This window comes from Streptomyces sp. PH10-H1 (genome assembly GCF_030063355.1).
Classification (GTDB): domain Bacteria; phylum Actinomycetota; class Actinomycetes; order Streptomycetales; family Streptomycetaceae; genus Actinacidiphila.
The window spans coordinates 136,633-150,215 of the sequence record NZ_JASISZ010000009.1; the positions used below are offsets into that span (position 1 = coordinate 136,633).

Annotated in this window: 5 protein-coding genes, 1 tRNA gene and 2 rRNA genes; 1 reads left to right on the plus strand and 7 read right to left on the minus strand. The window is 69.3% G+C overall.

The window, feature by feature from the left end:
• Positions 1–41: 41 nt before the first annotated feature.
• The 3 genes from QMK24_RS08860 to QMK24_RS08870 all read right to left on the minus strand — a co-directional run bounded on the left by QMK24_RS08860 (position 42) and on the right by QMK24_RS08870 (position 9,272).
• The gene (locus QMK24_RS08860) at positions 42–2,813 is read right to left on the minus strand and encodes an FtsK/SpoIIIE family DNA translocase (RefSeq protein WP_283464756.1); all 2,772 of its coding nucleotides are present in this window, start codon (positions 2,811–2,813) and stop codon (positions 42–44) included.
• Between the two features lie 114 nt (positions 2,814–2,927).
• Positions 2,928–3,608, minus strand: a complete 681-nt coding sequence (locus QMK24_RS08865) for a response regulator (protein WP_283464757.1) — start codon at positions 3,606–3,608, stop codon at positions 2,928–2,930.
• A 225-nt stretch (positions 3,609–3,833) separates the two neighbouring features.
• On the minus strand, positions 3,834–9,272 hold the full coding sequence (locus tag QMK24_RS08870; RefSeq protein WP_283464758.1) for a HAMP domain-containing protein: 5,439 nt from the start codon (positions 9,270–9,272) through the stop codon (positions 3,834–3,836).
• Between the two features lie 293 nt (positions 9,273–9,565).
• On the opposite strand from QMK24_RS08870, the gene QMK24_RS08875 reads away from it, so the two are divergent.
• Positions 9,566–12,187 (plus strand): SpoIIE family protein phosphatase, encoded by a 2,622-nt coding sequence (locus QMK24_RS08875; protein WP_283464759.1) that lies wholly within the window; start codon positions 9,566–9,568, stop codon positions 12,185–12,187.
• Positions 12,188–12,322: 135 nt separating this feature from the next.
• Here QMK24_RS08875 and QMK24_RS08880 read toward each other — a convergent pair.
• From QMK24_RS08880 to QMK24_RS08895, 4 genes are all read right to left on the minus strand, one after another.
• Positions 12,323–12,398 (minus strand) — tRNA-Thr (locus QMK24_RS08880).
• 73 nt (positions 12,399–12,471) lie between these two features.
• A complete protein-coding gene (locus tag QMK24_RS08885) occupies positions 12,472–13,155 on the minus strand; it encodes a DegT/DnrJ/EryC1/StrS family aminotransferase (RefSeq protein ID WP_283464778.1) in 684 nt (227 codons plus the stop codon).
• 130 nt (positions 13,156–13,285) lie between these two features.
• Positions 13,286–13,402, minus strand: a 5S ribosomal RNA gene (gene rrf, locus QMK24_RS08890).
• 76 nt (positions 13,403–13,478) lie between these two features.
• Positions 13,479–13,583 (minus strand): 23S ribosomal RNA (locus QMK24_RS08895); the annotation flags it as partial.

Below are 13,583 nucleotides of genomic sequence, written 5' to 3' on the forward strand. Positions count from 1 at the left end.
ACTTGACGCACGAACAGGAGAAACGGTTGCCCCGCGGACTCTTACGAGTGAGCATCTCCGCGGATGACGGCCAGCACCCCATCCAATTCGTCCGCCTTGACCATGACATCCCGCGCCTTCGAACCTTCGCTCGGTCCGACGATTCCGCGCGATTCCATCAGATCCATGAGCCTGCCCGCCTTGGCGAATCCCACACGCAGCTTGCGCTGCAACATCGAGGTCGAGCCGAATTGCGTGGATACCACCAGTTCAGCCGCCTGGCACAGCAGGTCCAGGTCGTCCCCGATCTCCTCATCGACCTCCCGCTTGGGCCCCGTGCCGACCATCACGTCCTGCCGGTACGTCGGCGTCAGCTGGTCCTTGCAGTGCTGGACGACCTTCGCGATCTCCTCCTCGGTGACGAAGGCGCCCTGCATACGGGTCGGCTTGTTCGCGCCCATGGGCAGGAAGAGCCCGTCGCCCCTGCCGATCAGCTTCTCGGCGCCCGCCTGGTCCAGGATGACCCGGCTGTCGGCGAGCGAGGAGGTGGAGAAGGCCAGCCTCGACGGCACATTCGCCTTGATCAGGCCGGTGACGACATCGACGCTCGGCCGCTGGGTGGCCAGCACCAGGTGGATGCCGGCGGCGCGGGCGAGCTGGGTGATGCGGACGATCGAGTCCTCGACGTCACGCGGCGCCACCATCATCAGGTCGGCCAGCTCGTCGACGATCACCAGCAGATACGGGTACGGGGAGAGCTCGCGCTCGCTTCCCGGCAGCGGCTGGGTCTTGCCGGACCGCACCGCCGCGTTGAAGTCGTCGATGTGCCGGAAGCCGAACGCGGCCAGGTCGTCATAGCGCAGGTCCATCTCGCGGACCACCCACTGCAGCGCCTCGGCCGCCCGCTTCGGGTTGGTGATGATCGGTGTGATCAGGTGCGGGATGCCCTCGTACGCGGTCAGCTCCACCCGCTTGGGATCCACCAGCACCATCCGCACCTCGTCCGGGGTCGCCCGGGCCATGACCGAGGTGATCAGGCCGTTGATGCAGGACGACTTTCCGGAGCCGGTGGCGCCCGCGACCAGCAGATGCGGCATCTTGGTGAGGTTGGCCATCACGTAGCCGCCCTCGACGTCCTTGCCGAGCGCGACCAGCATCGGGTGGTCCTCACCGGCCGCGTTCGCCGAACGCAGCACATCGCCGACGTTGACCATCTCGCGGTCGCTGTTGGGGATCTCGATGCCTACGGCGGACTTGCCAGGGATCGGGCTGATGATCCGTACGTCCGGGCTGGCGACCGAGTACGCGATGTTCTTGGCCAGTGCGGTGATCCGCTCGACCTTGACCGCCGAGCCCAGCTCGATCTCATAGCGGGTGACGGTCGGGCCGCGGGTGAAGCCGGTGACCGTGGCGTCGACCCTGAACTCGGTGAAGACCTGCTGCAGCGAGGCGACCACCGCGTCGTTCGCCGCACTGCGGGTACGGCCGGGGCCGCCACGGTCCAGCAGGTCAAGGGAGGGCAGCGAGTACGTGATGTCGCCGGACAGCTGCAACTGCTCGGCGCGCGGCGGAAGCGGCTCGACCGGGTCCGGGGTCCGCTTGGTCAGGTCCGGGACGCCCGAGCCGGAGGACGGCTCGGCCGCGTCCTCGGCACGGGCCGCGGGCACCGCTGAACCGGTCGCGCCACCCGGTGCACCCGCCTTACCCGTCTTGATGCCGCTGCTGAGACCGGCCAGCAGCGGTGACGGCTGCACTCCGTGCAGCACCGCGCCGTCCAGCGCCGCGGCCGCGGCGGCCGCCACGTCCACCGCGTCCATCCCGGCGGTCTGCGCGTAGTCCTGCTCGCCGGGCTCGGCCCGGCGGCGCGGGCGGCGGCGCGGCCGGGGCTCGTCGGCCGGATCCTCGTCGCCGAACTCCCCCAGGGCCGCCAGCTCAGCCATGCCCTGGTCGTGCTTGGTGAACCGCAGCGAGGACCTGCGCCGGGGGGCTTCGTCCTCCTCCCAGTCCGGATCCTCGTCGAACAGCTCCTCCATCGGAACGGAGTCCAGGTCCGGCGGGGTCTCGTACAGCCCGAGCTTGGTGCCGAGCAGCCGCAGTCGCTGCGGAATGGCGTTGACCGGAGTGGCGGTCACGACCAGCAGCCCGAACACGGTGAACAGCAGCAGCAGCGGTACGGCGAGCGCCGAGCCCACCGTGTACAGCAGCGGCGAGGCGGCCGCCCAGCCGATCAGTCCGCCCGCGTCGCGCAGCGCCGCGGCGCCCGCGTCCCGGCTCGGGGAGCCGCAGGCCAGGTGGATCAGGCCGAGAGCGCCGATCACGAGGGTGGACAGGCCGATGACGATCCGCCCGTTGGCCTCCGGCTGTTCGGGATGCCGCATCAGACGGACCGCGACAAGGCCGAGCAGGATCGGCACCAGCAGATCGAGCCGGCCGAACGCACCGGTGACCAGCATCTCCACGAGATCGCCGACCGGGCCGCGGAGATTGGACCAGGTGCCGGCGGCCACGACCAGCGTCAGGCCGAGCAGCAGCAGCGCCCCGCCGTCCTTGCGGTGCGCGGGATCGAGCCCGCGTGCGCCGCGCCCTATGCCGCGGAACACCGCGCCGATGCCATGGGCGACTCCGAGCCACAGAGCGCGCGTCATGCGGTACACGCCGCCGGTGGGCGACGGGGCCGCCTTGGGTGCCGGCGGAGCGGCGCCCTTCGGCGCACGGGGGGCCGCCGCCTTCCTGGCAGCAGGTTTCCGCGCTGCGGTCTTCTTCGCCGCGGATTTCTTGGCCGCAGGCTTCGCCGGAGCTTTCTTGGCAGTGCCGCCGGGCGTACGTGAGGCCATGGTGCCGAGATTACCTCCGAAGGACCGACGGGACACGTGTGCGTCGGATACCCCCGTCCGTGTCGCGCCTCGTGCGGGCCAAGGGTGACGCAGCGTCAACGGCTGGGGTGGTGCTCAGTCCTGCGAGGGAAACCTGACGCGGCCCTCGCCGGTGCCCGGCTCCAGTGCGTCCAACGCCCGCCGCAATCCGGTGAGCTTGCGCTCCAGATGCGCCGCGGTCGCCACCGCGGCCGCGTCCGCCGACTCGTCGAGCTGCTTCGACAGCGCCTCGGCCTGCTCCTCGACGGCCGCCAGCCGGGCCGACAGTTCGGCGAGCAGCCCTGCGGGCTCCTTCGCTCCGTTGACACCCGGCGCCGCGCCCTGTTCCAGCTGGAGCCGCAGCAGCGCCGCCTGCTCCCGCAGCTGGCAGTTCTTCATGTACAGCTCGACGAAGACCGACACCTTGGCGCGCAGCACCCACGGGTCGAAGGGCTTGGAGATGTAGTCGACCGCACCGGCCGCGTAGCCGCGGAAGGTGTGGTGGGGACCGTGGTTGATCGCGGTGAGGAAGATGATCGGGATGTCGCGGGTACGCTCGCGCCGCTTGATGTGGGCGGCGGTCTCGAATCCGTCCATGCCCGGCATCTGGACATCGAGCAGGATCACCGCGAAATCATCGGTGAGCAGCGCCTTCAGCGCTTCTTCCCCGGACGCCGCCCGCACCAGTGTCTGATCGAGCGCGGAGAGGATGGCCTCCAGCGCCAGCAGATTCTCCGGCCGGTCATCGACCAGAAGGATCTTGGCCTTCTGCACCATGGCCCGCCCTCCTCGTCCCGGCACCACACTGGTGGCCGCCCCCGGGGACGACTCCCTTGCGCCGCCCGTCCTTGTGCCGGTCATGGTAGCCGCACCTGCCGTTCGCCACACCCTGTCACCGCCATGTCACTGTGCACGAAGCAGAAACGCTAGCGGAGACCAGAAGGTTCCCTGGATCCCGCCCCCTCACACCTGATGGGACACACCGCGTCAACAGTCCATCGTTCAACGGGGTGTTCCACGGGCATTCATCCACTGCTCCATGAGGCCCAGCAGGTGATCGGTGTCGACCGGCTTGGTGACATAGTCCGACGCCCCGGACTCGATACTCTTCTCCCGGTCGCCCTTCATCGCCTTCGCCGTGAGCGCGAGGATCGGCAGCCCGGCGAACTGCGGCATCCTGCGGATCGCCGTCGTCGTCGCATAACCGTCCATCTCCGGCATCATGATGTCCATCAGCACGATCGCCACATCGTCGTGCTGCTCCAGGACCTCGACCCCCTCACGGCCGTTCTCCGCGTACAGCACCGTCAGCCCGTGCTGCTCCAGCACGCTGGTCAGTGCGAAGACATTGCGGATGTCGTCGTCCACGATGAGCACCTTCTCGCCGTGGAACCCGCCCGCGAAGCGCGCGTACCCGTCGGAATGCGTCCCGTCGACCCACGACTCCTCCAACGGCACCTCCGCGGGCTGTCCGGGCAGCGCGGGCAGCTGCACCTGGGGCGCCGAGCGGCGGCGCAGCCGGGACAGGCTGCCGCCCGCCAGGCGGTTGCGGGTGGGCGTGTGGTGCTCCGACTCGCTGACCCCCTCGGCTCCCGGCAGCTGCGGATAGCCGTGCGGCGGCAGTTCGGCGCTGCTGAGCGGCAGGTAGAGGGTGAACGTGGAGCCGCGCCCCGGCTGGCTGTCGGCGTGGATCTCGCCGCCGAGCAGCCGGGCGATCTCCCGGCTGATCGACAGCCCCAGGCCCGTACCGCCGTACTTCCGGCTGGTGGTGCCGTCGGCCTGCTTGAACGCCTCGAAGATCACCCGCATCTTGCTCGCCGCGATCCCGATCCCCGTATCGGTCACGGAGAAGGCGATCAGCGGCTGGTCGGCGTCGCGCAGCGCCCCGGACTCCAGCAGCTGCTCGCGGATCGACTGCGGGGCCTCGGCGCCCGCCGGCCGGATGACGAGTTCGACGGAGCCGCTGTCGGTGAACTTGACCGCGTTGGACAGCAGGTTGCGCAGCACCTGCAGCAGCCGCTGCTCGTCCGTGTGCAGGGTGACCGGCAGTTCCGGAGAGACCCGGACCGAGAAGTCCAGGCCCTTCTCCGCGGTCAGCGGACGGAACGTCGCCTCGACGTAGTCGACGAGCTGCACCAGCGCGATACGGGTCGGGCTGACGTCCATCTTGCCCGCCTCGACCTTCGACAGATCGAGGATGTCGTTGATGAGCTGCAGCAGGTCCGAGCCCGCGCCATGGATCGTCTCGGAGAACTCGACCTGCTTGGACGACAGATTCCCGTCGGCGTTGTCGGCGAGCAGTTTGGCCAGGATCAGCAGCGAGTTGAGCGGGGTGCGCAGCTCGTGCGACATGTTGGCCAGGAACTCGGACTTGTAGCGCATCGAGACCGCGAGCTGCTCGGCACGCTCCTCCAGGACCTGCCGGGCCTCCTCGATCTCGGTGTTCTTCACCTCGATGTCACGATTCTGCCGGGCCAGCAGCTCCGCCTTCTCCTCCAGCTCGGCGTTGGACAGCTGCAGCGCCTTCTGCCGGTTCTCCAGCTCGCCCGACCGCTCCTTGAGCTGCTCGGTCAGTTTCTGGGACTGCTCCAGCAGTCCCTCGGTCTTGGTGTTGACGCTGATCGTGTTGACGCTGATCGCGATGATGTCGGTGATCTGGCTGAGGAAGTCCTTCTGGATCTGGGTGAACGGCTGGAAGGCGGCCAGTTCGATCACCCCCAGGATCCGGTCCTCGAACAGCACCGGCAGGACGATGACATGAGCCGGAGGCGCCTCACCGAGCCCAGAGACGATCTTGAGGTAGCCGGGCGGCACGTTCTCGACCAGGATCGAGCGCTTCTCCATCGCGGCCTGCCCGATCAGTGCCTCACCGGGCAGGAACGTGGTGGGCATGGAGCGCTTGGAGAAGGCGTACGACCCGACGAGCCGCAGCTCGTACGCGGCCTCGTCGTCCTCCCCCGCCCCGAGTTCGGAGCCGTCCCCGATCTCCTCGGCGAGGAAGAACGCGCCGTGCTGCGCGGAGACCACCGGGGTCAGTTCGCTCATGATGAGCGCGGCGACGTCGCCCAGGTCCCGGCGGCCCTGCATCAGGCCGGAGATACGGGCCAGGTTGCCCTTGAGCCAGTCCTGCTCCTTGTTGGCGAGCGTGGTCTCCCGCAGGCGGACGATCATCGTGTTGATGTAGTCCTGGAGTTCCAGGATCTCGCCGGCCGCGTCCACGTCGATCCGCAGGTTGAGGTCGCCGCGGGTCACCGCGGTGGCCACCTGCGCGATGTTGCGGACCTGGCTGGTCAGGTTGTTGGCCATCAGGTTCACCGATTCGGTGAGGTCCTTCCAGATGCCGGAGACGTCCGGCACCCGCGCCTGGCCGCCGAGGCGCCCCTCGGTGCCCACTTCGCGCGCCACCCTGGTGACCTCGTCACCGAAGGCGGACAGCTGGCCGACCATCGTGTTGATGGTCGTCTTCAGCTCCAGGATCTCACCGCGCGCGTCCACGTCGATCTTCTTGGAGAGATCGCCCCGGGCGACCGCGGTCGTCACCATCGCGATGTTGCGGACCTGGCCGGTCAGGTTGGAGGCCATGCCGTTCACCGACTCGGTGAGGTCCTTCCATGTGCCGGCGACGCCGGGCACGCGGGCCTGGCCGCCGAGGATGCCCTCGGTGCCCACCTCGCGGGCCACGCGGGTGACCTCGTCACCGAACGCCGACAGCGTGTCCACCATCGTGTTGATCGTTTCTGCGAGCTGCGCGACCTCGCCGCGCGCCTCGACGGTGATCTTCTTGGTGAGGTCGCCGTTGGCGACCGCCGTTGCCACCGCCGCGATCGAACGCACCTGGTTGGTCAGGTTGTTGGCCATCAGGTTGACGTTGTCGGTCAGGTCCTTCCAGATGCCCGATACGTCCCGCACCCGGGCCTGCCCGCCCAACTGGCCCTCGGTACCCACCTCGCGGGCCACCCGGGTGACCTCGTCACCGAACGCCGACAGCGTGTCCACCATCGTGTTGACGGTGGTGACCAGCGCGAGGATCTCGCCCTTGGCGTCGACGGTGATCTTCTTCGACAGATCGCCGCTGGCCACCGCGGTCGTGACCTCGGCGATGTTACGGACCTGGCTCGTCAGGTTGTTCGCCATGAAGTTGACGGACTGCGTGAGGTCCTTCCAGGTGCCGCTCACGCCCTTGACCTCGGCCTGGCCGCCCAGGATGCCCTCGGTGCCCACCTCGCGGGCCACCCGGGTCACCTGCTCGGCGAAGGACGACAGCTGGTCGACCATCGTGTTCAGGGTGTTCTTGAGCTCGAGGATCTCGCCCCGGGCGTCCACATCGATCTTCTGCGACAGGTCACCGCGCGCCACCGCCGTGGCGACCTGCGCGATGTTGCGGACCTGCGCGGTGAGGTTCCCCGCCATGCCGTTGACCGAATCGGTCAGATCGCGCCACACGCCGGCCACTCCGGGCACCTGCGCCTGACCGCCGAGGCGGCCCTCGGTACCCACGTCCCGCGCCACCCGGGTCACCTGGTCGGCGAACGAGGACAGCTGGTCGACCATCGTGTTGATGGTGTTCTTCAGCTCCAGGATCTCGCCCCGGGCGTCCACATCGATCTTCTGCGACAGGTCACCGCGCGCCACCGCCGTGGTCACCTGGGCGATCTGCCGGACCTGGGACGTCAGGTTGCCGGCCATGAAGTTGACGGAGTCCGTCAGGTCCTTCCAGGTGCCCGCGACGCCGTCCACCCGCGCCTGCCCGCCGAGCCGGCCCTCCGTACCCACGTCCCGTGCCATCCGGGTCACCTGGGCCGCGAAGGACGACAGCTGGTCGACCATCCGGTTCACGGTGTTCTTCAGTTCCAGCATCTCGCCGGAGACATCGACGGTGACCTTCTGCGAGAGATCGCCGTTCGCGACCGCCGTCGTCACCTGCGCGATGTTGCGCACCTGACCGGTGAGGTTGCGGAAGGCGGTGTTCACCGAGTCGGTGAGGTCCTTCCACGTCCCCGCCGCGCCCGGCACCTGCGCCTGCCCGCCGAGCTCGCCCTCGACGCCGACCTCGCGCGCCACCCGCGTCACTTCCGCGCCGAAGGACGACAACTGGTCGACCATCGTGTTCACGGTGTTCTTCAGTTCCAGCATCTCGCCGGAGACATCGACGGTGACCTTCTGCGAGAGATCGCCGTTCGCGACCGCCGTCGTCACCTGCGCGATGTCGCGCACCTGTGCGGTGAGGTTGCGGAACGCGGTGTTCACCGAGTCGGTGAGGTCCTTCCACGTCCCCGCCGCGCCCGGCACCTGCGCCTGCCCGCCCAGCAGGCCCTCTGCGCCGACCTCGCCCGCCACCCGGGTCACCTCGTCGGCGAACGTCCGCAGCGTCTCGGTCATCGCGTTGATCGTCTCGGCGAGCTGCGCGACCTCGCCACGCGCCCCGATGGTGATCTTCTGTGACAGATCGCCGTTCGCGACCGCCGCCGTCACCTGCGCGATATCGCGCACCTGGGCCGTCAGATTCCCGGCCATGAGGTTGACGGAGTCCGTCAGGTCCTTCCACACCCCGGCGACGTCCGGCACCTGCGCCTGGCCGCCCAGCTCACCCTCCGTACCGACCTCGCGGGCGACACGCGTCACCTCGGAGGCGAAGGATGACAGCTGGTCCACCATCGTGTTGACGGTGTTCTTGAGTTCGAGCATCTCGCCGGCCACATGAACCGTGACCTTCCGGGACAGATCGCCCTTGGCGACCGCCGTCGTCACGAGAGCGATGTCACGTACCTGGGCGGTGAGCCGGGACGCCATCGTGTTGACGGAATCCGTCAGGTCCTTCCACGAACCCGACATACCGCGCACCTTGGCCTGGCCGCCGAGCTTGCCCTCGGTACCGACCTCGCTGGCCACCCGGGTCACCTCGTCGGTGAACGCCGACAGCTGGTCCACCAGCCCGTTGACCGTCCGGCCGACCTTGAGGAACTCACCACGCAGCGGATGCGCGGAACCGTCCGCGCCCTGGGACCGCAGATCCATCCGCTGTTCCAGATCGCCCTCCGCGACCGCCGACAGCACCCGGCCGACCTCGGAGACCGGCCGTACGAGGTCGTCCACCAGAGCGTTGGACGCGTCGATCGCCGCCGCCCAGGAACCCTCACAAGCGCCGGTCTCCAGGCGCTCCGTGAGTTTTCCCTCACGGCCGACCACCCTGCGCACCCGCGCCAGCTCTCCCGTCAGGTGCTGATTGCGGTCCGCGACCTCGTTGAAGACGGCGGAGACCTCCGCCATCAGCCCGTCGCCCGACACCGTCAACCGCTTGCGGAAGTTGCCATCCCGCATGGAAGCCAGTGCCGCCAGAAGTCTGTACAAGGCAGCCGAATCCACCTCGATGGTCCCGTTGGCGCGGGAACGCGCGTTCTTGGCACGCGAAACTGCGCCTCGCACCGATGCGCTGGACTCCACCGTGTCCCTCCCGGGGGGTCGACCGAAATGCTTGTGATCTGCCTCTTCGCCATGCCCAGTGTTTCACTATGCCCGCACCAGGCCGTAACGGTTCGGCAGCTTCGCACAGGACCGGTCGCACGATCGGGGCAGAAACACCCGGAACCGGCGCACGCGCCATCAGCGGAGGTAAGTAACCTGGCATCCGGTTGCCCGCCATAGACCGGGCCTACACCTCACGGGGGCCGCCGGTGACGGCGCAGGGAATCGAAAGCGAGACCGACGACAGCGTCCAGGGGCGCACAAGGAGTTCTGTGATCACGGCGCGGGCAGCGGCCACCTTCCAGCCGGTCGGGCGATCGGTCGCCCTCGCCCGCGCCTTCGTCCGCGACACTCTGCAGGGCTGGGGGTTCTCCGACATCGTCGACGACGCCGTCGTCCTCACCAGCGAACTCGTCACCAACGCCGTGGTCCACGCCGGAACCGCCGCTGACGTACAGTGCCTGCGCTACGACACAGCAGTACGAGTCGAGGTCGCCGACCGGTACCCCGAGCGTGAGGTCCCCCTCCAGAACGCCGGACTGCAGCTCCGCAACCCGGACAGCGAAGGCGGCCGCGGCCTCGTGCTGTGCTCCGCGCTCGCCAGCCGCTGGGGCGTCGAGTACACCCCCGCCGCCAAGCACGTCTGGTTCCAGCTCGACCTCCCGGAACGCTCGGCGGGCACCCGCTCCGCCAGTCCCGCACTGCCCACCGCGGCCCTCCCGCTCACCGACGAGCGGGTTCGCGTGGCCGTCATCCAGGTCGACCGCCGGGCCACCGTCACCCGCTGGAACGACGACGCCACCGACCTCTTCGGCCACACCTCCGACCAGGCCGTCGGAAAGCCGCTGACCGAGCTCACCGCCTGGCCGCAGACCCCCGGCACCGGCATCGGCCTCGCCGAGGCGCTGCTGCTCTCCCGCTGGGAGGGCACCTATGGACTCCGTGGCGCCGACGGCCGCGTACAGCCCGTCTACGGCTCCCACCTGCGGGTCCGCGACACCTCCGGCGAGCCCTCCACCGTCTGTCTGCTGGTCCGCGCCGACGAGCGGGCGGTCCTGCAGAGCCCCTCGCGCGGCCCCGTCCCCTCCAACGCCTCCGCCGGCGACCGCGGCAAAGCCGCTGACGCCTTCGAGGTCTTCATCGGCTCCCCCGCGCCCGACGACCTCGACGGGCTCCTGCAGCGCACCGTGGAACGCGCCCGCGACATGCTCGACGGCGACGCCGCGTACCTGCTGCTCGCCACCGACGACGAGACGGAGCTGGAGGTACGCGCCTCCACCGGACTGCCGTCCGCCCGCCAGCGCTTCGCCCGCGTCCCCGTCGAGGCCGGCACCGGCCGCTACGGCAGCGCCAGGATGCCCGCCGTCCACGAGGACCTCAACGCCGTCCCCGGAGCCGTCCCGCTGCTCGCGGGAACCGGCATGCGCTCCATCGTCACCGTGCCGCTGAAGGTCGAGGGGCGCCTCACGGGCTCCCTCGGTGTCGCCGCCGAGGCCCCCGGCCGCTACTCCAACGAGGAAGCGCTCCGGCTGCAGTTCGCCGCCGACCGCATCGCGCTGGCCGTCGAGAGCGCCCGCCTCACCGAGCTGGAACGGCTGCGCCGCGGCTCGCTGTCCTTCCTCGTCGAAGCCTCCGACCTGCTCGCCGGCACCCTGGAACGTGACCAGACTCTCGCCCTCATGGCGCAGATGACCGTGCCCACCCTGGCCAGCTGGTGCGCCGTCTACACCATCGCGGAACAGTCGGAACCCGAACTCGCCTTCGTGCTCCACGAGGACGAGGACCGGATCGACGGCATCAAAGCCCTGCTGGCGAAGTTGAACCCACCCGCCCCCGAGCCGACGCCCGGCGCCCGCATCTGGACCGCGCCCTCCGACGCCGCCCACTCCACCGCCCTGCGGGCCTCCCTGCGCAGCCTCGGTCTCGGTGAGGCGGGCCGCCCGGCGACCGGACCCGGCACCGCGCTCGCGACCGCCGCCGCGGTCGGCGGCGAGACCGTCGTCCTCCCGCTCGTCGCCCGCAACCGCGTGATCGGCATGCTCACCCTCGGCAAGCCCGCGGACGAACGCTTCCGCCAGGAGATCCTCGAACTCGCCGAGGACCTCTCCCGCCGCGCCGCGCTCGCCCTCGACAACGCCCGCCTCTACAGCGAGCGCACCGCCATCAGCCAAGCCCTCCAGCGCAGCCTGCTGCCCCCGGGCCTGCCCCCCGTCCCCGGGGTCGAGGTCGAGGTCATCTACCGGGCCGCGGGCGAGGGCAACGAGGTCGGCGGCGACTTCTACGACCTGTTCCCGATCCGCGACGGCTGCTGGGGCTTCGCCATCGGGGACGTCTGCGGCACCGGCCCGGAAGCCGCGGCCGTCACCGGCCTGGCCCGGCACGCGATCCGGCTCCTCGCCCGCGAGGGCTTCGGCGGACCGGCCGTCCTGGAGCGGCTGAACGCCGCCATCCTCGACGAGGGCGCCCGCAGCCGCTTCCTGACGCTGCTCTATGGCGAGTTGTGGCCGCAGCCCGACGGCAGCGCCGTCCTCAAGGTCGTCTGCGCGGGACACCCGCTGCCCCTGCGACTGCGCCCGGACGGCACCGTCGAGCCGGCCGCCGACCCGCAGCCCCTGCTCGGCGTCCTGGAGGACCTGGAGCTGGTCGAGCAGACCATCACCCTCGACCCGGGTGACGTCATGCTCTGCGTCACCGACGGTGTCACCGAACGCCGCGAGGGCACCCGCATGCTGGGCGACGACGGCCTCGCCGATGTCCTGGCCACCTGCACCGGCCTCACCGCGGGCGCGGTCGCCGCCCGGATCCTGCGCGCCGTGGAACGCTTCGCCTCCGACGCGCCCTCCGACGACATGGCCATTCTCGCGATGCGCGTCCCGGCCCTGCCCGGAAACTGACGGACCGGCAGAACGTACTGCGAGCCCGTAGAAGGTGCAGCGGGCCGGCAGAGACCTACAGCGGGCCCGTAGAACATAGAGCGGGCCCGCACAGACAAAAGGCCCCCCGCCAACAGGCGGGGGGCCTTTCTCTTCTGGGGCCCCCATGCGGAATCGAACCGCAGACCTTCTCCTTACCATGGAGACGCTCTACCGACTGAGCTATAGGGGCTCGTCGACATGGAAAATCTTAACCCATGAATGACCATGCCCGGTAATCCGCCCCCTGCCGCCGCCCGCTCGGTTCAGAGCAGGCCGCCGAGCGCGTTGCAGGCGTCCGCGATATGCGTCAACTCCCGCTGGGTGAGCCCTGAATGCACCGGCAGCGAGAGCGCCTGCGCCGCGGCCAGTTCCGTCTCCGGCAGCTGCGCACGGGACCGGTGCGCCGCCAGCCGGTGCACCGGCGTGGGGACGCTCACGGTCGCCCGTACCCCGCGCGCCGCCAGCGCCCTGGCGAAGGCGTCACGGTCGGGCCGGCCGTTGCCCGGGATCCGCACCGTGTAGTGGTGGTAGACGTGGTGCGCCCCCGGCTCGACGTACGGCACTATGACCCCCGTCAACACCGAGTCCAGGAACCAGGCGTTGGCCCGCCGCCGGGCGATCTCCCCCATGCCGCCCGCCGGTTCTTCCTCCTCGACCAGCTCCTCGACCAGCGCGATTCCCTGCCGCGCGGCCACCGTGCCGAGCTCCCGCATCGGGGCGGGATGACCGAAGAGGTGGACGGCTATGACGGCCGACGTCCGGGGCGTGAGAGCCGCCTCCACGAAGGCCGGGTCGAGGCAGTACGTCCGGGGGTCGATATCGGCGAATACCGGCCTCGCACCCACCATCACCACCGCTGCGGCGGCGGACTCCGGAGCGAAGGACGGCACGATCACCTCGTCGCCCGCACCGATACCCAGACCCTGCAGGGGCTGCCTGTCCATCATCAACTGACGCACGTCCCTACCTCCACATGTCGAGGGGCCAAGGTTCCCGCCGACACATGAACATGAGGTGACAGACAGCAAAAAAGCCCCAACCCCTGAGCCGAAGCTCGGGGGTTGGGGCTGAATGATTGTTCGGCGGTGTCCTACTCTCCCACAGGGTCCCCCCTGCAGTACCATCGGCGCTGAAAGGCTTAGCTTCCGGGTTCGGAATGTAACCGGGCGTTTCCCTAACGCTATGACCACCGAAACACTATGAAGTTAACCAACCGGATGATGACACGGTTCGTTACCTCAGAACTACACAGTGGACGCGAGCAAAAAAGTTAGACAAGCCCTCGGCCTATTAGTACCAGTCAGCTCCACCCGTTACCGGGCTTCCACATCTGGCCTATCAACCCAGTCGTCTACTGGGAGCCTTAACCCCTCAA